This window comes from Duncaniella freteri, from assembly GCF_004766125.1.
Taxonomy (GTDB): Bacteria; Bacteroidota; Bacteroidia; order Bacteroidales; family Muribaculaceae; genus Duncaniella; species Duncaniella freteri.
Window position 1 is genome coordinate 195,200 of record NZ_SJSA01000001.1, and the last position, 23,949, is coordinate 219,148.

Annotated in this window: 17 protein-coding genes; 4 read left to right on the forward strand and 13 right to left on the reverse strand. The window is 46.5% G+C overall.

Annotation, left to right across the window (positions count from 1 at the left end):
* Positions 1–35: 35 nt before the first annotated feature.
* From EZ315_RS01015 to EZ315_RS01030, 4 genes are read right to left on the reverse strand one after another with little or no spacing between them, the layout of a single operon-like run.
* Positions 36–1,061 (reverse strand): homoserine O-acetyltransferase family protein, encoded by a 1,026-nt coding sequence (locus tag EZ315_RS01015; protein WP_242452460.1) that lies wholly within the window; start codon positions 1,059–1,061, stop codon positions 36–38.
* Positions 1,062–1,065: 4 nt separating this feature from the next.
* A complete protein-coding gene (locus tag EZ315_RS01020; protein ID WP_135469859.1) occupies positions 1,066–1,893 on the reverse strand; it encodes a glycosyltransferase family 2 protein in 828 nt (275 codons plus the stop codon).
* Positions 1,866–2,834 carry a GDP-mannose 4,6-dehydratase gene (locus EZ315_RS01025; protein ID WP_135469861.1) on the reverse strand — a complete coding sequence of 323 codons (969 nt, stop codon included), beginning with the start codon at positions 2,832–2,834 and terminating at the stop codon, positions 1,866–1,868. Before EZ315_RS01025 ends, EZ315_RS01020 begins: the two co-directional genes overlap by 28 nt.
* A gap of 25 nt (positions 2,835–2,859) precedes the next feature.
* Positions 2,860–4,011, reverse strand: a complete 1,152-nt coding sequence (locus EZ315_RS01030; RefSeq protein WP_135469863.1) for a glycosyltransferase family 4 protein — start codon at positions 4,009–4,011, stop codon at positions 2,860–2,862.
* Between the two features lie 135 nt (positions 4,012–4,146).
* On the opposite strand from EZ315_RS01030, the gene EZ315_RS01035 reads away from it, so the two are divergent.
* On the forward strand, positions 4,147–6,837 hold the full coding sequence (locus EZ315_RS01035; protein WP_135469864.1) for a 4-alpha-glucanotransferase: 2,691 nt from the start codon (positions 4,147–4,149) through the stop codon (positions 6,835–6,837).
* 88 nt (positions 6,838–6,925) lie between these two features.
* Here the strand turns inward: EZ315_RS01035 and EZ315_RS01040 are convergent, their stop codons facing one another.
* Genes EZ315_RS01040 through EZ315_RS01050 form a run of 3 tightly spaced genes read right to left on the reverse strand, consistent with a single transcriptional unit; the run spans position 6,926 to position 13,198 of the window.
* Positions 6,926–8,359 (reverse strand): RagB/SusD family nutrient uptake outer membrane protein, encoded by a 1,434-nt coding sequence (locus EZ315_RS01040; protein WP_135469866.1) that lies wholly within the window; start codon positions 8,357–8,359, stop codon positions 6,926–6,928.
* A 20-nt stretch (positions 8,360–8,379) separates the two neighbouring features.
* Positions 8,380–11,973: a SusC/RagA family TonB-linked outer membrane protein gene (locus EZ315_RS01045; protein WP_135469868.1), complete on the reverse strand. Its 3,594-nt coding sequence runs from the start codon at positions 11,971–11,973 to the stop codon at positions 8,380–8,382.
* Positions 11,974–12,013: 40 nt separating this feature from the next.
* Positions 12,014–13,198: a FecR family protein gene (locus EZ315_RS01050; protein WP_135469869.1), complete on the reverse strand. Its 1,185-nt coding sequence runs from the start codon at positions 13,196–13,198 to the stop codon at positions 12,014–12,016.
* A 117-nt stretch (positions 13,199–13,315) separates the two neighbouring features.
* On the opposite strand from EZ315_RS01050, the gene EZ315_RS01055 reads away from it, so the two are divergent.
* Both EZ315_RS01055 and EZ315_RS01060 read left to right on the forward strand, forming a co-directional pair.
* Positions 13,316–13,900, forward strand: a complete 585-nt coding sequence (locus tag EZ315_RS01055; RefSeq protein ID WP_135469871.1) for a sigma-70 family RNA polymerase sigma factor — start codon at positions 13,316–13,318, stop codon at positions 13,898–13,900.
* Between the two features lie 230 nt (positions 13,901–14,130).
* Entirely contained in the window at positions 14,131–14,682 is a 552-nt protein-coding gene (locus EZ315_RS01060) for an HdeD family acid-resistance protein (protein ID WP_135469873.1), read from the forward strand.
* A gap of 90 nt (positions 14,683–14,772) precedes the next feature.
* On the opposite strand, the gene EZ315_RS01065 is transcribed toward EZ315_RS01060, so the two are convergent.
* From EZ315_RS01065 to EZ315_RS01090, 6 genes are all read right to left on the reverse strand, one after another.
* Positions 14,773–16,362: a xylulokinase gene (locus tag EZ315_RS01065; protein WP_135469875.1), complete on the reverse strand. Its 1,590-nt coding sequence runs from the start codon at positions 16,360–16,362 to the stop codon at positions 14,773–14,775.
* A complete protein-coding gene (araA, locus tag EZ315_RS01070) occupies positions 16,362–17,897 on the reverse strand; it encodes an L-arabinose isomerase (RefSeq protein WP_161903497.1) in 1,536 nt (511 codons plus the stop codon). The genes EZ315_RS01065 and araA overlap by 1 nt, the downstream gene beginning before the upstream one ends.
* 63 nt (positions 17,898–17,960) lie before the next feature.
* The gene (locus EZ315_RS01075; protein WP_135469878.1) at positions 17,961–18,647 is read right to left on the reverse strand and encodes an L-ribulose-5-phosphate 4-epimerase; all 687 of its coding nucleotides are present in this window, start codon (positions 18,645–18,647) and stop codon (positions 17,961–17,963) included.
* Between the two features lie 8 nt (positions 18,648–18,655).
* Positions 18,656–19,327: an NUDIX hydrolase gene (locus EZ315_RS01080; protein ID WP_135469880.1), complete on the reverse strand. Its 672-nt coding sequence runs from the start codon at positions 19,325–19,327 to the stop codon at positions 18,656–18,658.
* A gap of 75 nt (positions 19,328–19,402) precedes the next feature.
* Positions 19,403–21,106, reverse strand: coding sequence for a sodium:solute symporter (locus tag EZ315_RS01085; RefSeq protein WP_135469882.1), 1,704 nt, complete (start codon positions 21,104–21,106; stop codon positions 19,403–19,405).
* 38 nt (positions 21,107–21,144) lie between these two features.
* Complete coding sequence (locus EZ315_RS01090; RefSeq protein WP_135469884.1) at positions 21,145–22,296, reverse strand: aldose epimerase family protein; 1,152 nt, start codon at positions 22,294–22,296, stop codon at positions 21,145–21,147.
* 309 nt (positions 22,297–22,605) lie between these two features.
* Between EZ315_RS01090 and purB the strand changes: the two genes are divergently transcribed.
* Positions 22,606–23,949 (forward strand): adenylosuccinate lyase, encoded by a 1,344-nt coding sequence (gene purB, locus EZ315_RS01095; RefSeq protein WP_135469886.1) that lies wholly within the window; start codon positions 22,606–22,608, stop codon positions 23,947–23,949.

Here is a 23,949-nt window from a genome sequence, read left to right on the forward strand (position 1 = left end):
CTTTAATTGCAACCTTTCGGAAACACTATGAATCATCACTGCTCCATAAACGGCTTCATCAACGCATTGAGCTGAAGATATTCTACAAGAAATCCGTCATGACCGAATGGAGAATGTATCTCGGCATACTTTGCTTTAGGAATGCGGGCAGCAAGCGCGATCATGTCCGTAGGAGGGAACACAATATCGGTAGTCAGCCCTATCACAAGAGTCCGAGCCTTGATATTGGACAATGCCGCATACATGCCGCCACGTCCTCTGCCCACATCATGAGAATCAAACGAGTCAAGAATTGCATGATAGGAATATGCATCAAAACGCTTCACAAGCTTCTCCCCCTGATAACGCTGATAGGTCACCGCCCTGCGCTTGGCAGGAAACTCTTCCGAGTCACATTGGGTGAGATTATAGCCCGAAGGACCGCGATAGCTTAACAGGCCTATGGCACGTGCGGCAGCAAGCCCGGCGGCTCCTGCATCAGGACGCGGTTCACCATAAGTAGAGTCAGCCTCAATGCACATACGCTGCGACTCGTCAATAGCGATGGTCCATGGGGTAGCGATCCCGTCAGTAGCCATAAGTGCAAGACGCTCAAAACGCTCAGGTTCCATCACTGCCCACTCCACAGCCTGAAATCCACCTACCGAACACCCGACAAGAGTGTGAACCACACCTATCCCCAATGCATCGGCAAGCAATCGATGAGCATTGACAATATCGCGAATGGTGTAGCATGGAAAATCGGCATAGTACGGCTGCCCTGTATCGGGATTCTCACTCAATGGGCAAGTCGTGCCGTAAGGTGAGCCTATAAAATTGGCACACACTATAAAATAGCGTGAAGGATCAAGAAACATCCCCTCCTCTACCGTGTGCGGCCACCAGTCCTGAACATCACTGTTGGCTGTAAGCGCATGGCACACCCACACCACATTGTCGCACCTTTCATTAAGCGATCCATAAGTGTGATAGGCTATGCGCAGATTTTTAATCTCTCCACCAAATTCCAGACGGAACGGCTCAGGATGATCATAATACTTAACCATAAGTTGTCTATTCATTAAATTACATCTGCTTGAACCCTTTCGGATGTAACTGATATTTTCCAGGCTTCTGATAAGAAGAGATTAAAAATCTAAGTCTACAATAACGTAGACTTTTCATTCTATTAAACATGCAGTACTTCAAATATTCTTTCATACTTGCCTTCCATCCAAAAGCCCTACATAGTTCAAAATAATAATCAAGGGTTATATTTGATGAAATTCCATACTCATCATACACACATATATATTTATCTACACGCCTGAACGACCCACCGCGCTCATACAGTCGACGAAAAAAAACATAGTCTGCCACTCGTCTGTAGTCAGTATCAAACGGATAGGCTCGCAACACATCTGTGCGAGTAAACGAACTCTGATGGCAAAACGGCATAGCCTTATCTAAGACCTCAAATCCTGCCGGATGATGCGACTTATATCCTCCGCTATAACGGCACAGATTGCTTCCATATATAACATCTTCTGTATATAACTTGCGATAGAATATATCTTTAAGAACATTTGAATCAAAAAACGTATCACCGGCATTCATAAAATTGACATAATCGCCGGTAGCATGCTCAACAGCCTTGTTCATCGCATAATATATGCCACCGTCAGGCTCTGATACCCAGTAAGCGATCCTGTCGGAATACTTCTTTATTATATCTACAGTCCCATCAGTGGACCCACCGTCAATGACGATATACTCCATTGACTGATAATCCTGTGAAAGGACCGAAAGAATTGTCTCCTCAATTACTGTTGCAGCATTATAGCATACGGTCACAACCGTAACCTTATTATTCTCGCCAAGCATCATCAATCCTCTGAAAGTATATTTCGCCAATATTCAATTATATCTTCTATACTTTGCTTCAAAGTATATCCGGCTGACCAGCCTGTATGACTTTTCAGTTTGCTATTATCACCTAAAATCAAAGGATTATCGTTTGGGCGAACAAGCGATGCTGACATCTCAGTGTGCACATCAATATCAATAATCTCACTTGCTATAGATATTATCTCCTGAAGCTTAGTGGGATTACCTGAACAGATATTATACACCTCCCCTTTCTTTCCTTTTTTCAAAAGCAGGTAGTAAGCCTTTACCACATCCCGGACATCAAGAAAATCCCTTACAATATCAAGATTTCCTGTAAGCATAGTCATATCTGCCTGCCCTGCCAACTTAGCATCGAGCATCTTACGTATAAATGACGGCACAACAAACACATCTCTCTGACCAGGACCTATATGATTGAACGAACGCGTGATCACAATGTCAATCCCAAATGAATCGGCATAAAGCTTTGACAGCATCTCCTGAGCCACCCTTGCAACAGCATAAGGTGACAATGGTCGCAATGGGGATTCCTCGGTAAGAGGTGTCTCCTCAGGCAGTACATTACCGTATTCCTCAGATGAACCAATCGAAAGCACCCTTGTATTAAGTCCATACTCCCTTATTACCTCAAGAAGATTGAGGAATATGTTGACATTATTCTTGAAACTTATAGTTGGATTCTTCCAACTGAATGCAACAGAACTGAACGAAGCAAGATGCAGTATATATTTCGGTTGAAAATCAAATATAACCCTCTCTATCTCCTCTTTTTTAAGTAAATCGACACATTCACTCCTCATATCGACATACTTAAAATAACGATGAGCCTGAAATGCGTCCAGATCAAGACCAAGCACCTCACATCTTATCTTATTATCCTCAAGATAATCCAGAAAATGCCGTGCTACAAAGCCAGAGCATCCGGTTATAAGAAATTTATCCATATGTAAAATAGTATTTAATAATAAACTATTTTAAGCTTTCATAGACTTTAGCTGTTTCAATAGCCATTTTGTCCCAAGAATACATGTCGAGCACTTTTCTGCCTTTATTCACCAATTCCGACCTTAAATGAACATCTGTGACAACACGTTCGATGGCTTCCGTGATACTGTCAACATCATACGGATCAAAATAAATACCACCATCATGTGCCACTTCAGGGAAACAACTCGTATTGCTGAGAACCAAAGGACAGTCAGCGGCATACGCTTCAAGAATCGGAATCCCGAATCCTTCATACAGTGACGGAAAGACAAAGCACAATGCATGACGATAAAGATAAACAAGCTGAGCCTCTGAAACAAAATAATGATGTATACACGAATCGATGGACAGATCCTTCAAAAACGCCATCTCTGACTCAGAAAAAAGACCTCCTGTACATACCAGCTTTACATCCGGATGATTGCGGTGTATCCTGGCAAAAGCTCGGGCAAACCGTTCGAAATTCTTATAGGCACCACGATTCCCCACAAATAATATGTATGATTCAGGCAAACCCTCCACTGGCTGCTCATTGGTCGTATCTATACTCTGACCAAGATGTATAACCTCAATCTTATCTTCAGGCAAACCATAAATCTCAATAAGATCCTTTTTAGTCCAATGACTTATGGCTATAATTTTATCAGCCTTAGTGACCGTAATACGCTTAAGTTCACTGGTATGGTCCTGTTCAGGAAACATTTCCGGAAACCTCTCATGAATCATGTCATAAACGGTCATCACATACGGACGCTTGACATTTCTCAGAAAATAAGGATCATAGTATGTAGGATGAAACACATCATACTTACCACCATCAAGAGCTCTCCGTGAAAGAAATCTATTTATCTTATATGCTTTTCTACCTCGCTTAAGAAAATGCGGTACGCTCATACAAGCCAACCTCATCCCAGGAACCGATGAAAGGTAGACATTAGACGACAACATAACCGGATTCTTAAACCTGAAACCATCAGGCAGACGAGTCATCAGTTCGGCAAAATATCGAGATATCCCTCCAAAACGCTGGTTGAGGAAAGTTTGGTAATCGTAAAGTATGTTCATTATGAGGCTAATAATATCAAAGCAAAACCAATCGATTATCTCTGCAAAATTTTCTACAAATGTAATCATTTTTTTTGAATATACGTGTATTTTAAAATATTAGTTTTGTATTGGCGTTTTTGCAGGAAAACACTATCTTTGCTGTGCTTTTATTATCCAATTAAACTTTGCACAATATATTATTTTTCATACCATATCATACTTATGAAACTTTTCTTTCAAGTCAATTACCACACCGAATGGGGTGAGAACCTATTCATCACAGGTGCTCAGGAGGCTTTTGGCGGAGGTGATATTGACAAAGCCATCCCCATGACACTTTCCGATGGGGATACTTGGACTGCGGCTATAGAGCTACCGGATTCTCTTTATCTTGTCACATACAGCTACATAGTGCGTCATGACAATGGTACAGTGAGACGCGAATGGGGTCGTGCTCATCGCTTCGAACGCCGTCCCGACACAAAAAACATCAGGATCATAGACCGATGGCAGGATCAGCCCTGGGACAAGCCCTATTACTCAAGCGCATTTACCGATTGTATCAACTATCGCGGCGAGCACGACAAACTTGTAGAGGCTGAGCCGGGATACCTGACACTGGCTGTCGATGCCCCGATGGTCAATGCCGACGAGGCTGTAGCTGTCAGCGGAGAAGATGAGGCCCTCGGATCGTGGGACACATCGAAAGCCGCACGGATGAGTGATGCCGAATATCCAACATGGAAAATCAATATACCTCTGTCCGGTATAAAGAATGGCTCGGATTATAAGTTTCTAATAATCAAAAAAGCCACAGGTGATATCGTGGCTTGGGAAGGACGCGACAACCGCACATTCCATCTGCCTGCCATAGATGAAAACATCTCTGTAATAGATGCCGGACAGCGGCTTGTCAACTCCAAGAACGCATGGCGCGGAGCAGGCGTTGCCATACCTGTGTTCTCATTACGCAGCGACGAGGATTTCGGTGTAGGAGACTTTATGGATATAAAGAAGATGGTGGACTGGGCAGTGCAGACTCATCAGAATTTCGTGCAGGTACTCCCCATCAACGACACCACGATGACCCACACGTGGACCGACTCCTACCCCTACAACGCCAATTCTACTTTCGCTCTCCACCCGATGTTCCTGCGTCTGAGCGTGATGGGACGTCTCAACGACAAAGAGCGTCAGCGTTACTTCGACGAACTCGGGCGTGAGCTCAACAAGCTTCCGGAAATCGACTACGAACGTGTGAACAAGGCGAAGATACAGTTCACACGCGAACTTTATGCACAGAACGGCAATGACGATATGTCAACCCCTGAATTCCGGGAATTCCTGAGTCGTAACGCCTCCTGGCTCACTCCATATGCAGCATTCTGTGTGTTACGTGATCTCAACGGCACCCCCGACATGAGCAAATGGGGAGAATATGCCGTATACGATGAAGCCAAAGTGAAAGACTTCATCGATGCACATACCTATGACATAAACTACGTATACTACATACAATACCATCTGGACCGTCAGATGCGCATGGTGCACGATTACGCACGTGCCAACGGTGTAGCCATCAAGGGCGACATACCTATCGGCATATCACGCACAAGCGTCGATGCCTGGATATCGCCACGCCTATTCAATCTTGACTGCCAGGCAGGTGCCCCACCGGACGACTTTTCAGTGCTCGGTCAGAACTGGGGACTGCCAACCTACAACTGGGAAGAGATGTCAAAGGACGGATTCGCCTGGTGGAAGGCTCGTTTCCGCAAGATGGCAGAATACTTCGACGCTTACCGCATAGACCATGTGCTCGGATTCTTCCGTATATGGGAGATACCCATGGATGCCGTACACGGACTGCTCGGTGTATTCAACCGTGCCCTGCCTTTCTCGCCCGATGAGATGCGCAACAGTTATGACTTCTGGATCGATACCGAACGTCACACCAAGCCTCTCATCCTCGAATGGATGTTAAATGATTTCTTCGGAGAGTGGACCGAAGAATGCCGTGACCGCTACCTCATACCGGAAGGATACGGCAAATATCGGCTCAAAGAGGAATTCGATACACAACGTAAAGTCGCCGATCATTTCGCAGCTCTTGCTGCTGACAGTGACGACAGGGAAAAGAACAATCGCATATGCCAGGCTCTTATGGGACTTATCGATGATGTGCTGTTCATCGAGGACTCTTACGAGAAGGGCAAGTATCATCCACGCATATCCGCTCAATTCACCTACCAGTACCGCTGTCTTAACGATTATGAGAAATGGTGTTTCAATCGCCTTTACAACGATTTCTTCTATCGTCGCCACAACGAATTCTGGTATGATAAAGCCATGTGGAAGATGCCACCGCTCATTGATGCCACCGATATGCTCGTGTGTGCCGAGGACTTGGGTATGATACCTGCATGTGTCCCCGCAGTCATGAGCGCACTCCAGATACTTGTGCTTGAAATACAGCGTATGCCCAAGGACCCTACGACTCCATTCGGCAACACATGGAACTATCCTTACAACTCCGTATGCACCACATCATCACATGATATGGATGGAATACGCCGTTGGTGGGAAGCGGACCGCGCCGCAACTCAGAAGTACTTCAACGAAGTGCTCCGCGAACCTGGCGAGGCTCCTGAATATGCCGAACCGTGGATATGCGAGAAGATTGTGAGAATGCATCTTGAATCTCCATCCATGCTGTGCATACTTCCTTTACAGGACTGGCTGTCGACCGACGGACTGGTGCGCCGTCAAGATCCTCGCGAGGAGCTCATAAATATCCCGGCAAATCCACGACATTACTGGCGATACCGCATGCATCTCACTCTCGAACAACTCAACGCCGAGAAAGAGTTAAACAACCGTATCCGTGACATGATCCATTCTTCAGGAAGATAACAACTCCAATAGCAGCTAAAAAGACAAGAGAACCATAGCGCACATAAGATATCGCGCTATGGTTCTCCTGTTTTTAATCACTTACCGGTCAATAGTTCTGCTGTAATGACGGATTGAGCGAAATAACATTCTGGGGGAATGGGAAGATCCACATATCTGATTCAGGCGAAAGTGTAAAAGTCTTATCGCCCACAGTACGCGTAAGTGTCTCTTTGAAATCATCCATGCGGTTCCAACGCTTGCGTGTTACAAAGTTGAAGTAAGTATAGATATTCTCTCCGTGCGAGGTCTGTTTCAGATGTCTGACAGCCTCTTCACGAGAAGTCACAGTCCCCTTGAGCGACACATACTTCTCCGGTATTATACGGTTGATGCGTATCATGTCGAGCTGCTCCATGGCATTGTCGATATTACCTTTCAGAAGTTCGCACTCCGCAAGTATCAGACGCATCTGAGAGGTCTTGAGTCCGAATGTATTCCATTTTGAATCATTATCATAGGAGAAATTTATATCCATCCCGAAATATGCTTCTCCGAGCTTACGCCCCGGTATCAGCATATCACCGCTGAAAAGTCGGTCACGACAGATGTGACCGTCTTCAAAACGAGCCCATGCCTCATCCGAAATACCCATCTGCCCCAGAATATCACGAGTGACAAAAATATCCTCCTCGCAATCCATAAACGGACGATGTATAGCCTGATTCACAAAACTTGGCATAACCGGGCTCGGGGTGTCCCTCACATAATCATTGTAATTGCTGATAGTTGACTTAAGAGCGAGAGAGGCATTGGCGGCATCAGCAGCATCATCATAACGCTGCATTGACATCAGTGCCATAGCCTTTACCGCATAGGCGAAAGGAAGCCCCACTCTCATCTGATTGACAGGCTCCTCAGTGAGACCTCCCAGGCTGATAGCCTCATAAATATCGGTAAGGATATTGGTATATACCTGCTCAAGAGTAAGCTGAGGTATGGTCGCCAAAAGATCCTGGGTCTCTTTGAGATAAGGTATTGCCATAGTGGTGGATGCATAGGCAGGATCATAAGCCTTGGCAAACTTCTGTACCACCAGATAATGAAAATATGCCCGCAACACAAGAGCCTCACATTTGACCTGTTGACGCAAGGCATCGTCACCATCGGCTTTATCTATATTGAGCAGTACTGGATTAGCTATCTTGCCTATCACCTCATAGAACTTGGTGTAGTGAGCGTCGCTGGCTGTCAGATCCAACTGCTCCTTGGCATGGGCTGACTCATCCCATGTGGTGAATATCTTGGTAAGAGTCATATTGGGACGGTTGATCACCGTAGGTATCATCTCCTGTGGGTAAAGGTCTCCGCATAGGAGCTGTTGCTGAGTGGCCTTTATACCCTGAAATTCGTAATTGAGAAGCATCTCAAGATCAGTGACGCTTTGCAGAAGATTGGACCCCTTGGGCTTGATGTCGGTAAAATCGGAACATGAGGTCAGCCCGAGTGTACCGATGAAGAGAGAATATATAATCTTTTTCATATGTAATATAGCCTGTATTTTTAAAGGTTGATATTAAGACCGAACACGTAGGACGTACGGTTACGCACACCGAGTGTCTCCGGGTCCACACCGATATTATTGCGTGTCCACAGTGCGCCCGGATTGTCGACCTGGAATCGGAGAGCAAGATGATTGACACCGAGACGGCGCACTAACGAAACCGGGAAATCATAACCCAACACCACATTACGTATCTTGATGAAATCGGCGTGATGCACTGATATATCAGAATCAGCCGCCTCGCTTGCGGGACTCTCAGCAGCATATTGTCCGAAGCCGGGATGAGAGGTAGGGTTCTCCGGAGTCCAGGCATCAAGGAAATAGGACCTTACCGGCGCATAGCCCATCAGGAGTGAATAGGTCTGTTCATACTCAGGAAGAGCCCTCATCATATGTCCTCCGCAATAAGTCATAAGCACGTTAAGACTCAGACCGTTCCATCGCAATGAGTTGTTGAGACCTATGATGGTCTTAGGATCGGTCTGACCGGAGAATTCAAGCACATCAGTTGAACGGCTGCTGACACTGCGCTGGGCCTCGCCATTCTCATCATACCACATTGTGTAGCCCTCCTGCCCTTCCTGGTCACTGATACCGGCAAACCTATATGACCAAAGAGCATTCACCGGATACCCTTCACGATATGGTGTAGACAATAATGCCGATGCCGTAGCAGCCGGATTGTGAACCTTCATCACCTCGTTCTGATTGTAGGAGAATGTCATTTCAGTTGTCCAGGAGAAATTATTGCGTTTACCGGGCACAAACCAGTCATAGGCAAGGCTTAGCTCGACACCACGGTTGCGTATGGATGCCACATTTGCTACCATTGATGTAAATCCTGTAGTCGGATCAAGCACACGGTTGTTGAATATGTTTTTTCCATCCTTATTATAGAAATCAAGCGATCCGCGCATACGATAGTTCAGGAAACTGTAGTCAAGACCCACGTTGGTGGTACGGTTCTCTTCCCATCGGAGATTTGGATTGGCAGGACTTGTCACGACTCCCATCGGCAGACCGGTATAGTCGTTAAGATCGGTCGAGGTTGCTGTCATATAGCTTGTGGCACCCTGATAAATGTTGCCTGTAGCACCATAACTGAAACGGAATTTCAGGAAATTTACCCAGGTGAGATCATACATGAAATTCTCACGATGAATATTCCATCCTGCTCCTACCGACCACAAAGGCTGACCGCGGAACTTGGCATTCAGTCCATAGACATCAGCATAATCCTTTCGATATGAACCGAACACGTTGTAACGCTCATCGTAGGTGTAAGTGAGGTTGGCATAGCCTGAAGCGTAACGGTGACGCTGCTCGACGATGACTCCCATACCGTCATAGATATAGGGAAGTGCCGCAGAAGCCGAAGGGAAACCCCACAACTCAGTCATATAGTAAGGGTTCTCACGCCAGTCATTGGCAAGGACATTGAAATCGACAGTGTTTGTCGCACTGCTCTGAAGCTGGTCATCATAACCGAGAGCAAGAGATTTTGTGCCTTTAAGCTTAGTCTGTCGGAATTCAAGACCTGCTATAGCAGCAATGTCATGCTTATCAAAGAATGTGCGTGAAAAATTAGCCTGACCTCGTGCAGTCCAGTAATTTCCATCGGTCTGTGTGGTACGGAGCATACCGCCGGAACGAGGTGTCAGATAAGCGATCTTCCCATTGTCTTCATATATCGTATATGCATTACGGATCGTGCGCGATGCATGGCTCTGCTCTGTGGCATGCCATGAAGCATTCTGGCTCTCCACCTCGTAGACAAACTGAGTGTTCAGCGTAAGCCCTTCAATCACACGGAAGAGAAGGTCAGCATGATAACGCATGTGTGTGCGCTTGGTGAGGCGTGAGTTGTTGCGCAGCTCGTCACTTACAATCACCCCGAGATCATGGAAGCCCTCAGTGCCCTTCTCATTCCAGTATTCATTACCTGAATATGAGTAATAGAGAGGACGATATGAGCCGTCACTGTTCCTGTAAGGCATATATGCAGGAAGTGACCATATATTGGTATAATCGGCAGAAAGATCCATACCCGCCTCCTTCTTGGTTGTGTATATGCCGTTGAAGCTGACAGTGGCAGTAATCCACTTGGCAAGATCGAAGTTCCCTTTGTAGGCAAGATTGAACCAATCGGTGTCATGCTCTATCATGCCTGCATTGTCATGCTTATAATTCACAGTGACATTATTGCGTGCCTTGTCAGAACTGCTGCGCAGTGCCAGATTGTACTGCTGCACCACCTGACGGCTGTACACATCATCGGCATATTCCTTGGCAAAATTATTCTTCTTAAGCTCAGAAAGACGTGAGTCAAGCTCTTCACGAGTGATCTCTCCCTTGGAGAGCTGATAATATCCATAACGGATAGGCGACACACCTGAATCGCCACGATTTATACGGTTCCATATGGTGTTCTGAGCATTTGGATCCTGACCGCTCATGAGATAATACTCATAGAAATTGCTTTCTGCATCTACCTGCTGTTCAGGAGTCATGTAGAAATTATCGGCATAATCTACATTGCGATTCTCATATACCGTAAGATTAGCTGAAAAATCAATGTCGATCTTATCCTTTTTCTTAGCATTCTTAGTGGTAATGACTATGATACCGTTGGCGGCACGTGCTCCGTAAATAGCAGCCGCGGCAGCATCCTTCAGCACGTTGACACTTTCAATATCATAAGGATTGAGATCGGCAAGCGCACCCGCAGCTGCATCTGTCGCTGACAGGTCGGAAGATGAGAACGGATCAAACGACGACAATGATGACTCGACAGGCACACCGTCAACAACAAGCAAAGGTGAAGTGGCACCCTGGAACGTGCCCATACCTCTGATAATAGGCTTGCCTCCATAAGTAGACAGACCTGCCACACGCCCCTCAAGATTGTCAAGAACATTGGTAGAGAAACGCTGGTCAAGCTTATCAGCAGATATTGTGGTGGCGGCTCCTGTCATCTTCTCCTTTCTGACCTCCTGATAGCCGGTCACGACCACCTCGCTCATCATAGTGACATGGGTCTTTAACTCGAATCTCAAGGCATTCTGATTCTTGGGCGTGACCTTGATTGAAGCCGGCTTCATTCCTACAAACGAAGCTGACACCACAGGATTCAGAGCCCGGATATCCTTGAATGAGAAACGGCCATCGATATCTGTGACAGCAATATTGTCAGTGCCGTCAATGATGATTGTAGCTCCTGCAAGGGGCTCGTTCTCATCTTCATCGTATACGACACCCTTGATCTCACCCTGCACATAGTCAGCACCGGCATCAGGGCGTTTGACCACAACAGTATTGTCTACAACCTCGTAACCGAGAAGCATATTCACCGACAGCACACGATTGAGCAACTGATCGAGAGTCAAGCCGGTAAAGTTACATGTGACTGGCGACTTGGCACTGTTAAGCAGCTCCTTGGTGCACACAAAGTCAAGGCCGGTCTCACGTTTGAGCGTATTGATCACCTCTTCGGGAGAAGCCTTCTCAAAGACAGCACTGTACGTTCGTGCATAACCATCAAGCGGCACAAGCAGCATAATGGCTAAAAATAGGACTAATAGTACTTTTTTCATTGTGTAAAAATTGATTTTGATTTATATGATTTTTCTATTGTTATTTTCTCTGAATATATACCTTGCCATCACGTATGGATATACGCAAGTCGGAACACTTCTCTATTATAGATACAGCTATTGTGAAATCCGAATAACGAGGTATGCTTCCAAGAAAGATTATTTCCTCAATATCACTATCCGCAAATTCATAATCGAAATCGTACCATCGGCTGAGATCGCGCATAATGCATCTCAACGGCTGATTCTCAAACACAAATTTTCCATGTCTCCAACTTGATATCACCGCAGGGTCGACCACTGTCATCGACATCCGTTCGGAATCCTTGTCGTAAGTGGCATGATGCCCCGGTGACATCACCACCTCTCCGCCATGGACCACTCCGGGACGAGACAAAGCTATAGAACCTGTCTCAAGCGTGATATAAGCAAGATTGTCGTCAGGATAATTGCGCACATTGAACGTTGTGCCATACACTCTGATCGTCTGATCGTTAGTATCCACATAGAATGGTCGGTCTTCCTCATGATGCACAGAAAAATAAGCTTCCCCCGACACCTTTACACGACGCTCACAGACACCGAATACAGACGGATATATAAGCCTACTGTCAGCGTTGAGCCATACCTCCGTAGAATCCTCAAGAGTAATCTTGAATTCTCCGCCCTTGGGCACGCTCAGATTAAGTTCCTCCACTGCATTGTTTTCCGATACATACCGGTGCAATCCGGAATCCGAAGCATCAGGATAACTAAGTGTGGTATCCGAGAATGATACAGTGCTGCCGTTTGAGAGAGTCAGCACAGCCTTCGTTGAGCCGTAATGTATATCATCAAGCCTGGACTGCTTCACTCCCGATATATTCATTGAAGAAGAATCCTGGGATGGAGTGTCATCCAGCAGGAGGAATAACGACACTCCTGTTATCAATAACAAAGATGCAGCAACACCTGTTATATAAGATGTAAGCTTGCGGCGCATCCTGTAGCGACGGTCATCTGCCATAAGGCTATCAATACGCAGACGCATATCATGTGCCGGACGCTCAGTGTTTATGACGTTCCGGCGTTCACGCCAGCGTTGCAGCTCATCTGGAGATGTCACCCGCTTTACAAATTTTTCATTCTCGCGACTGCGAGCCGTCCATTCATCCAATTCCGCTTTCTCCTCAGGAGTAAGTGCCCCTATGATGTGACGGTATATCAGTATACTTATTCGCTCCATGTTTATATTAATTCTACTATAAGATAGCGTTCAACTGAAAAAAGTATACGATATTTATACGTTTTTTTAATAAAAATTGCCTCTGCGACAAAAAAAGTATAACTTTGTCAACAAATAATGGCTGATTACGATAATATATTCCACGACTTCGCATCGGGCAACATCACACCTTTTTATGACATGATGTACCCGGGCATGATGCTGTATGCAATGCATATACTCGGCGATGAGTTTGCATATATGGCTGAGGACTGTGTGCAGGAAAGTGTGATCACTGCCTATATGAAAAGAGAAGAATTTGAGTCGGGGAGCACGTGGAGAGCATTCCTGCTTACATGCATACGCAACAATGCCATAGCCATACTTCGCAAAAGCAGCCGACACCTCACATATATTGCAAAATCTGAGAAAGCAGACATCCAGGACGACTGCTCATACGCCTTGATAGAGCATGAGATACATGAGATGCTCTTCGATGCAATAGAGTCTCTGCCTGAGAAGTTCCGCAAGATATTTGAACTGAGCTTTGATGCCGGCCTGAAAAATGCTGAGATAGCAAAAATACTCGGAATTGCCGAAATCACTGTAAAGAAGCGAAAGGCCGCACTTATAACCCATCTTCATAATCGGCTCGGAGGCATCTTTGACGAAAAGTCCATACTGCTTCTCATATCGACTAATATCGCCAACATCGCAGGATAAAACATATCCGACTGCTTGTAATATCACCTCAAGGCTGTCAACCACAATTTCAATCCGGACAAGCCTCTTATGAAACTTGCTCAAATTTAAGTAGAAGATTTTCAACAAATTTAGCAATTCAAGTGTTATAATTCTGAAAACGGAATCAATCCCATATCAATCAGAAACGGATTATTCCGAATTCGGAAATAACACTATCTCTAAAAATTTCAACTATAATACAAGCAGTTATGAAAGCATTATTCTCAAAATTCATGGGAGAATCCCGATATTGGTGGGTTGTTCTCCTGGCAGGTATACTTATGGTAATTTGTGGCTTTGCCTATTGGTTCTGGCCAGTCGTAGGATATGCCGTAGCATCCCAGCTCTTTGGTTGGCTTCTCATTGTGATAGGTGTCGTTCAACTTTTACAGGCATCAGGTCCACATGCGGGACGAGGCTGGGGATGGTGGCTCGCCGGCGGTATCATTGACATGTTCATAGGCTTTATGATGGTACGAAGCGTTGTGATTTCCGAGGCTGTGTTCCCCTATTTCCTTGCATTCATATTTATATTCTGGGGTATCAGCGCTCTATGTGCAGCAGTCAAACAGAGCGGTCGCCGATACTGGTGGCTACAGCTCATCAACGGTATGTTGCTAATGCTCATAGGCTTCTTCTTCATTGAAGCAGGCTGGGTACAGGACATGGCAATGACAAGCTTCCTCACATCACTCGCATTCATATACTGGGGATTCTCTCTCGCAATGCTGTCATACGACATAAAACCCGATCAGAGATAAACCTATTCCGATTAATATAATAAACAATAAGGTGTATCAAATCTATGAAATTTGATACACCTTATCTATTTGACAGTCTTTTACCGATGGTTATTTTGCTTCGACAGCAGCCTTTTCTATGGCAAGACCGCGCTTATAAGTCTCGATATACTTGTTGAATCCTTCAACATCCTCACGCAACGGGGCGATCTCTGTGCCTGCATTACCAAGGAACACACAATCGTTAAGCCATTCGGGAAGTGATTGACCTTTACGATTGTTTACAACGAATGCCGCAAGCAGGGCTATGCCCCAGGCACCACCTTCGCCGGCAGTCTCCATAACGGATATCGGTGAATTAAGTGCCGCAGCAAGAACCCTCTGCCCCACACCGGGAGTCTTGAAAAGACCACCATGGCCGGTGATACGGTCCACTTGCACATGCTCCTCATTGAAGAGGATATCATTACCTATCTTCAATACGGCAACCGATGCATAAAGGTTGGCACGCATAAAGTTGGCAAGAGAGAATTTATCAGTGGCAGAACGGACAAACAATGGACGACCTTCGTTAAGTCCGGTGACAGGCTCTCCCGAGAAATAATTATACGAGAGCAGACCTCCGCAATCAGGATCACCTGTGAGAGCGTTATTGTAAAGCTTGCCGAACACCTCGTTCATATCCACAGGCACACCGAGCAACTGCTGATACTCCTTGAAAAGATTGACCCAAGCATTGAGATCTGATGTGCAATTGTTGCAATGTACCATCGCCACAGGATATCCGTCAGGTGTGGTCACCATATCAATAACCTCGTATGGTTTGGACAGCTCTTTCTCAAGGACAATCATCGAGAATGAAGATGTCCCGGCCGAAACGTTGCCCGTGCGCTTAAGCACAGCATTGGTAGCAACCATTCCCGTACCCGCATCCCCTTCAGGCGGGCAGAAGGGTGCCCCAGACTTGAGATGACCCGACACATCCAGCCGGCGAGCACCCTCCGCGGTTAGGTAACCGGCATCGGCACCAGCCACGAGCACTCTGGGAAGAATGTCCTCAAGCTTCCATGGGAACGATTCAGGAGCCACAAGAGCATCGAACTTACTGATCATTCCTGCTGAATAATTCATAGTTTCGGAGTCTATCGGCAGCATGCCGGATGCATCTCCTATGCCGAGCACTTTCTCTCCTGTAAGCTGCCAATGTATATATCCGGCAAGAGTGGTGAGATAAGTTATGTCCTTGACATGTGTCTCCTTATCAAGAATCGCCTGATAAAGATGGGAGATGCTCCAACGCAGGGGCACATTGAACACAAACAGTTTGGATAACTCCTCGGCTGCTCGCCCGGTATTGGTGTTACGCCATGTGCGGAACGGTACAAGTATCTCGGCACGCTCGTTGAAAGGCATGTAACCGTGCATCATAGCACTTATACCGATAGCAGCAAGCGACTCAATCTCCACATCGTACTCTGCACGTACGTTCTCACGCAGATGTGCATAACAGTCCTGAAGTCCATACCATATTGCCTCAGTGCTGTAGGTCCACAGGCCGTCAACGAGCTGGTTCTCCCAGTCATGGACACCCTGGGCTATCGGACGGTTGTCCTCATCGACGAGCACAGCCTTGATTCGGGTAGAGCCGAACTCTATACCCAATATGGCTTTGCCATGCTCTATAGTGGTCTTTGCGTCCATTAGAGATAGAGGGATTTGTTGAGCATATAGTATACTTCACCCATGCGGAGAGTCTGCTTGAAACCTTCGATAGTGGTGTCCTTGTCAATATGCACCATCTCAATGCCTGCGATCTCAGCATAATCCTCCCAATATTCGGGAGTGATGTCGTAGGAGAAGCATGAATGGTGAGTGCCGCCGGCGAGAATCCATGCTGTAGCACCAACCTCAAAACTGGGCATAGGAATCCAAAGAGCCGATGCTACGGGAAGCTTGGGAAGAGGCTTGGATTTGATGCATTCAACATCGTTGACAATGAGACGGAAACGGTTACCCATATCTACGACAGTAGCTGTCACACCCTTTTCAGGCTTGGAAGTGAACACAAGACGCGCGGTAAGGCTCTTGCGATATCCGATTCCAAGGAAGTGAACCTCAAGACGCGGTTTCTCCTCTGCAATAAGCGGACATACCTCAAGCATATGAGCCTGAAGAATAGAGCTCTGCTTACCGTCAAAATTAAGTGTATAGTCCTCAAGGAAAGAACAGCCGCCGGGCATACCCTGTCCCATAACCCAAAGAGTACGATAGAGAGCAGCCGACTTCCAGTCACCCTCTGCGCCGAATCCGTAACCCTCAGCCATAAGACGCTGTGATGCAAGGCCGGGTATCTGATCGAAGCCACGACCGGTGTTCTCTACATCAGCATCACCGAGGTCATCAAAGTTAGTGGTGAATCCCTTCGCACCCTTAGCCTTAAGCACTGCACGGAGGGTAAGTTCCGCCTTAGCTGAGTTCCATACTTTCTTGTACTCAACAGTCGACTTGTCCTCAAGTTTCTCATCGTGAGTATAAAGTCTGAAATATTCAGCCACAAGAGCATCCACATCCTCATCCTTTACAGCATCGAAATAAGGCATCACTTCGCTGAAAGGCATATAGTCGACATGATAGCCCATACGTACCTCGGCCTCAACCTTGTCACCGTCAGTAACAGCGACATTGTTCATCTGATCGCCGAATCGGAGAATGAGCATGTCCTGGGAATCAGCCCACGCTGCACACACGCGCTGCCATACGGCAATGCGTTTCTGAGTGTCGGCATCCTTCCAATAACCTGTGACGACTTTGCGGCGCACACGCATACGTGCACATATATGTCCGAACTCACGGTCGCCGTGAGCACTCTGATTCAGATTCATGAAATCCATATCCATGGTATCCCATGGTATCTCGGCATTGTACTGGGTATGGAGATGGAGCAGAGGCTTGGAAAGCACCTTCAGACCATGAATCCACATCTTGGCAGGAGAGAAAGTGTGCATCCATGTGATGATACCTACACAACGAGAATCGTTATTTGCAGCCTTCATGATGTCCTCTACCTCACGAGAAGAATTGGCGGTGCCCTTATAGACAACCTTTATAGGTAGGTTGCCTGAATTGTTAAGACCATCCACCATTTCTTTTGAGTGAGAATCAACGGCAACGACAGCATCGCCACCATAGAGGAGCTGGGCACCTGTGACCCACCATATTTCGTAATTTTCGTACATAGTTTTAATTATTTATTCGGTAATTTGATTTCTAAAAATTTTTCTGAGTAAAGGACGCTGTTATCACTGTCCGTAGTAAGCACCGGGACCATGCTTGCGAAGATAGTGCTTCTCAATGAGAAGAGGATTCATTGTCAATCCCGGATTTACCTGGTATGCAATGAACGCCATTTTTGCAACCTGCTCCATCACAACTGCATTATGCACCGCATCGTGAGGGTCCTTGCCCCATGAAAACGGTCCATGATTCTTGACAAGCACCCCAGGAGTGTGCATAGGGTTCATATCCTCGAAACGCTTTATGATCACATTGCCTGTCTCCAGCTCATAATCGTTGGTCACCTCCGGCTCTGTCATATCTGGAGTGCAAGGGATAGCCTTATGGAAATAGTCGGCATGAGTGGTGCCTATATTCGGCAGATCAATGCCAGCCTGTGACCATGCTGTGGCATAAGTAGAATGAGTGTGGACAACACCGCCGATTTCGGGCCATGCACGGTAGAGCGCAAGATGGGTAGGAGTGTCGGACGAAGGCTTTAATTTGCCCTCGACCTTTTCACCTGTCCTAATATCAATCACAACCATATCATCGGGAGTCATGACATCATAGTCAACCCCGCTGGGCTTTATGACCATAAGTCCTTTCTCACGGTCAATACCGGATACATTTCCCCAAGTGAAGATCACAAGTCCATGCTTCACAAGGTCAATATTGGCACGATATACTTTTTCTTTAAGTTCTTCAAGCATAGTTATTATCAGATTTTAAATTTTGATTCGGAGCTGAACTTCGCCAAGTCAAAACGATACAACGAAGCCCCTCTGCGAGACCCGGTCTTGTCAATCATGTCAGTCTTTGTAATGCAATCAATCTCTGCAACCTTTTTCCGGAAGTTACGTTTGTCAATCGGAGAGCCTAAGATTGTTTCATACAGAGTCTGAAGCTGCGACAAAGTAAAGTATTCCGGCAGAAGATTGAAACCTATAGGTTCTGTAGAGAACTTACGCCTCAACAATTGGAGAGTACATTGCACCATCTGTGGATGGTCAAAACCAAGAGGTGGTATCTCATCAATAGGAACCCACACGGCATTGTGCTCAGCAAGGAGATCGACGTCAAACTCTTCCGGACCAAGCATCGCAAAGTATGCAAGTGAAATCACTCGTTCACCCGGATCTCGATCAACGTCTCCGAAAGCCCGGACTTGCTCCATATACACGTCCTGTAGGCCCGTAAGCTGATTTAGCACTCGCCGTGCAGCATCATCGGCACTCTCCATTTCCTGCACAAATCCGCCCATGACAGACCATTTGCCCTTTTCAGGCTCGAACTTTCGTTTGGTCAGAAGCAGACAGAGCTTACCCTCAACCAGACCGAATATTATGCAATCTACGGCCACAAAGAACCGAGGATTTTCGCTATAGTACATATCTCTCAATTCTCGCAAACCCGATTCTGAGGCTATCAAATCAGCCTCAGAATCGCGCATGCTTATGATAGTGTATTACCAGAAGTAAATATAGAACGCCACTGTGATACCAAGGATAATCATTGTATGAACGACATCCCACTTGTTCCAGCTGGCACGAGTAGCGGCAATCTGCTCAGGAGTAGAGGTCCCAAACACCAGACCCTGAATCTTCTCAGGTTCCGGAGCTTTGGTGAAGAGGGATACAATCACTCCGACCGCGAGGCAGAACACGAGCATCCATCCACAGAAGAACAGCCAGTTGCAATCATAGAATACGTACTGGAATAGGCTTCCGTCAACACCGGGCTCAACACCTGCATTGCTGTAATATACCTTTGATCCAAGACGTGTAAGTCCGATGATAAGGCCTGAAAGCAACGCCCACATACCACCCTGGGCGGAAGCACGCTTCCACAGAATGCCAATGAGGAATGCTGCTGCGATACCGGGAGCGAGCACCGACTGAACATCCTGAAGATACAGATAGAGCACATCGCCAACCGAACGCATCACAGGTATCCAGAGGATGCCGAGAATAACGATGACCACAGTAGCGATCTGACCGATGCGAACGAGTTTCTTCGGGTCGGTATCAGGACGATAACGCTGATAGAAGTCGATAGTGAACAGAGCCGCCGATGAGTTGAAAAGTGATGCCAAAGATGACATGAGGGCAGCAAGGATACCACAGACTATAAGACCTTTGACTCCTGCCGGAAGAAGTTTGGCAACAAGGGTGGGGAAAGCAGCGTCAGAGTTGACATTTCCATTAGCAAGCATCGGAAGGAAACCCTCACCGCCGGCTGCAATAGCATTCTGATGTATTGCAAAAGCGATCATGCCTGGAATAAGGAACAGGAACACAGGAAGGAGCTTAAGATAAGCACCGAAAATGGTACCGCGGCGAGCTTCCTTTTCATCCTTGCCCGACAGAACACGCTGCACGATGAACTGGTCGGTACACCAGTACCAGAAACCGATCACGGCAGAGCCGATGAGAGCACCGAGCCAAGGATACTGGGAGTCATTGTTGTCACGTATGAGGTTGACCATAGTGTCGCCATACTCATTAACCTTGACACTTGAGCATATACGCATCATCTCGTCCCAGCCGCCAAGTTCCTTGAGTCCGAGAACAAGAATGATAAGTGAACCGAGCAACAGAATGGGAGTCTGCAACACAGAGGTGTACAGCACCGATTTCATGCCACCGAATATAGTATAGAGCGCGGTAAGAAGCACCAGACCTATAGCTGCGATCCAGAAGAAGTCAATACCCCAAAGTTCCTCGATTCCGAACACCTGCTGGAACACGAGACCTCCGGCGTAAACAGTGACAGCCACCTTGGTGAGCACATAGCTGATAAGCGAGATCGTAGCAAGAATGGTACGTGACTGAGGATTGAAACGACGTTCAAGGAACTCAGGCATTGTATACACCATCGAGCGGGTATAGAAAGGAACGAACACCCATCCGAGAAGAAGAATCATCCAGCCCTGGATCTCCCAGTGAGCCATCGCCATACCGGATGAAGCTCCTGAGCCGGCAAGTCCGATGAGATGTTCTGAACCAATATTGGAAGCGAATATTGACGCACCTATGGCAATCCATGTAGCGTCCTTGCCACCAAGAAAATAGTCGGCGGCGTTGTTTTGCTTCTGCTTCATCACCCATACAATTATACCGATAAGGGCGAGGAAGAAGATAGCAATGACAATCCAGTCAAGTGAGGTCATTACTTTATAGTATTAAGGTTAATTAAAAGATAAATGAATTATAATGCAAAAAATGACAATGTTGTGTTGCTCTTATATGTGTCACCCGGACGAAGGAGCACCGAAGGCCATTCAGCCTTATTGGGTGAATCGGGGTAATGCTGAGTCTCAAGAGCAATACCGGTGCGCTGATTGTACACCTTTCCACCCTTGCCGGTCACTGTGCCGTCGAGGAAGTTGCCTGAATACACCTGTATGCCGGGTTCGTCAGTGTAGATGCTCAGTCCGATACCGCTTTCAGGAGAATAAAGTGTGGCAGCGATCTTGTCCATATCACCTTTGGAATCGAGCACCCAGTTGTGGTCATATCCATTACCGTTCTTAAGCTGCACAAACTCGAAGTTGTCGATCTGCTCACCGACTGAACGCGGAGTGGTGAAATCCATGGGGGTACCCTCAACAGGCAGAATCTCACCAGTGGTCATATAGGTAGAGTCAACAGGTGTGAAATTGGATGCATACACATACAATGTATGATCCGTAATAGGTTTCATAGGATCGCCCGACAGATTGAAATAAGAATGATTGGTCATATTTATGACCGTAGCCCTATCGGTAGTGGCTGAATATGCTATATCAAGTTTGTTTCCAGGAAGAGCTGTATAAGTCACAGTAGCCTTCACGTTTCCAGGGAAACCATTGTCCCCGTCAGGTGAATCGATCGAGAGAACAAGAGTTGAATCATTGGGCTGCTCTGCGGAATACACCTGATACTGCCATCCAGTGGGACCACCATGGAGTGTATGCCCGAAATTATTTACCGGAAGCTGGATCGAATCTCCGTCGATTACTATACGACCATGGTCTATACGATTGGCGTAACGCCCGATCGCTGCTCCGAAATCAGTCTGGTTATTCTCGGGCAGATAAGCCTGTATGCTATCGAAGCCGAGCACTACATCGCGCATCTCTCCATTTCTGTCAGGCACCTGAAGTGCCACTATACGGCCACCATAATTAGTAATCGCCGCTTCCATTCCGTCACTGCTCTTTACGGAGTACAGAGCAGTGGGCTTGCCGTCAACCTCAGCAGCAAACTTTTCAGGACTAAGACCTGCAATCAGAGTTTCGGATACCTTCTGCTTACCCGTGCAGGATACCATCGCCATTGTTGCGACAGTTGCAATTGCCATAAGACTATGCTTCTTCATGGTCAAGTTGTCTGTTTTTTATTGATATATAATGTGATTAGATTCTGATCTTTATCATTCCGGGAGCAACCCCAAAACAATAAGTGTAAAAGCTACACTTATTGGACGCACCAAAGTTACGACTTATTGCCTGAGTCCACAAAACAATTCATATGTTTTATAACATATACATTATATTTTTCCAAATTATACAGCATTAGCAAGACAAAAACAGTCCATATAACCCAACATTTGTTTTCCGACTCGCTCTATGTCACTACTTTTTATTAACTTTGCAAAAAATATTCATAAAATAACACGCAGCACACAATGAATCTTACCGAGCTTACAGCCATTTCCCCTGTCGACGGTCGCTATCGCAACAAATGCGAACGCCTTGATGAATACTTTTCGGAATATGCCCTGATACGTTATCGCGTAAAGGTAGAGATAGAATATTTTATAGCCCTCTGCGAGATACCTTTGGGCCCGCTCGCTACAGTGAATCATGACGTGTTCGTATCGCTGCGAGATATCTATAAGAATTTCACAGTCAATGACGCCGCTCGCATCAAGGAGATCGAAAGCGTAACCAATCATGACGTCAAAGCAGTAGAATATTTCCTGAAAGAACGTTTCGATGCGCTCGGCTTGGAGTCCTACAAGGAATTCATTCATTTCGGACTCACATCGCAGGATATCAACAATACCGCAGTGCCGATGTCGATTGCCGATGCCATACGCGACACATACCGTCCGCAACTCATCGAAATGATCAACCATCTTGAAGCTCGCGCCGACGAGTGGTATGAGATCCCCATGCTTGCCAAAACCCACGGACAGCCGGCCTCACCTACCCGACTTGGCAAAGAAATACGCGTGTTCAGCTACCGTCTGCGCCGTCAGTTGGAAATGCTCGACGCCGTGAAAATCAGCGGCAAATTCGGAGGAGCCACAGGTAACTTCAATGCCCATCTATGTGCATTCCCAGGTATCGACTGGAGAGATTTCGGCGCAAGATTCCTAAGCGAACGACTCGGAATAGAGCGTGAAGAATACACCACACAGATATCAAACTACGATAATCTCGCAGCACTTTTCGATGCACTTGCACGTATCAACGATATCATACTCGACCTTGACCGCGACATGTGGATGTACATCTCAATGGAGTACTTCAAGCAGAAAATCAAGGAAGGCGAAGTTGGTTCATCAGCAATGCCTCACAAGGTCAATCCCATTGATTTCGAGAACTCCGAGGGCAATATCGGCATAGCCAACGCACTGTTCAAGCACCTTGCAGGCAAACTGCCAGTGTCACGTCTGCAACGCGACCTTACTGACTCCACAGTGCTGCGCAATATCGGAGTGCCTTTGGCTAATACACTTATAGCCATAGCTTCCACCATGAAAGGACTCGGGAAGCTCCTTCTCAACCGTGAAGCCATAGATACCGATCTTGACAACACATGGAGTGTCGTTGCAGAAGCAATACAGACTGTGCTGCGTCGCGAAGGCTATCCCAAACCATATGAGACCCTAAAGGCACTCACCCGCACCAACACCCACGTAACAGCCGAAAGCATTGCCGAATTCATCGAGACCCTGAACGTGAGCCCCGAAATTAAAGACGAACTTCGCAAACTTTCCCCGCATTCCTACACAGGATATTGA

What these genes read in the sequence shown, in the direction of transcription:
- EZ315_RS01055 (WP_135469871.1), top strand. Translation starts at nt 13,316, where the DNA reads ATGGCTGATTACGATAATATATTCCACGACTTCGCATCGGGCAACATC.
- EZ315_RS01075 (WP_135469878.1), bottom strand. Translation starts at nt 18,647, where the DNA reads ATGCTTGAAGAACTTAAAGAAAAAGTATATCGTGCCAATATTGACCTT.
- EZ315_RS01090 (WP_135469884.1), bottom strand. Translation starts at nt 22,296, where the DNA reads ATGAAGAAGCATAGTCTTATGGCAATTGCAACTGTCGCAACAATGGCG.
- EZ315_RS01035 (WP_135469864.1), top strand. Translation starts at nt 4,147, where the DNA reads ATGAAACTTTTCTTTCAAGTCAATTACCACACCGAATGGGGTGAGAAC.
- purB (WP_135469886.1), top strand. Translation starts at nt 22,606, where the DNA reads ATGAATCTTACCGAGCTTACAGCCATTTCCCCTGTCGACGGTCGCTAT.
- EZ315_RS01065 (WP_135469875.1), bottom strand. Translation starts at nt 16,362, where the DNA reads ATGGACGCAAAGACCACTATAGAGCATGGCAAAGCCATATTGGGTATA.
- EZ315_RS01045 (WP_135469868.1), bottom strand. Translation starts at nt 11,973, where the DNA reads ATGAAAAAAGTACTATTAGTCCTATTTTTAGCCATTATGCTGCTTGTG.
- EZ315_RS01085 (WP_135469882.1), bottom strand. Translation starts at nt 21,106, where the DNA reads ATGACCTCACTTGACTGGATTGTCATTGCTATCTTCTTCCTCGCCCTT.
- EZ315_RS01040 (WP_135469866.1), bottom strand. Translation starts at nt 8,359, where the DNA reads ATGAAAAAGATTATATATTCTCTCTTCATCGGTACACTCGGGCTGACC.
- EZ315_RS01050 (WP_135469869.1), bottom strand. Translation starts at nt 13,198, where the DNA reads ATGGAGCGAATAAGTATACTGATATACCGTCACATCATAGGGGCACTT.
- araA (WP_161903497.1), bottom strand. Translation starts at nt 17,897, where the DNA reads ATGTACGAAAATTACGAAATATGGTGGGTCACAGGTGCCCAGCTCCTC.
- EZ315_RS01080 (WP_135469880.1), bottom strand. Translation starts at nt 19,327, where the DNA reads ATGTACTATAGCGAAAATCCTCGGTTCTTTGTGGCCGTAGATTGCATA.
- EZ315_RS01025 (WP_135469861.1), bottom strand. Translation starts at nt 2,834, where the DNA reads ATGGATAAATTTCTTATAACCGGATGCTCTGGCTTTGTAGCACGGCAT.
- EZ315_RS01015 (WP_242452460.1), bottom strand. Translation starts at nt 1,061, where the DNA reads ATGAATAGACAACTTATGGTTAAGTATTATGATCATCCTGAGCCGTTC.
- EZ315_RS01060 (WP_135469873.1), top strand. Translation starts at nt 14,131, where the DNA reads ATGAAAGCATTATTCTCAAAATTCATGGGAGAATCCCGATATTGGTGG.
- EZ315_RS01030 (WP_135469863.1), bottom strand. Translation starts at nt 4,011, where the DNA reads ATGATTACATTTGTAGAAAATTTTGCAGAGATAATCGATTGGTTTTGC.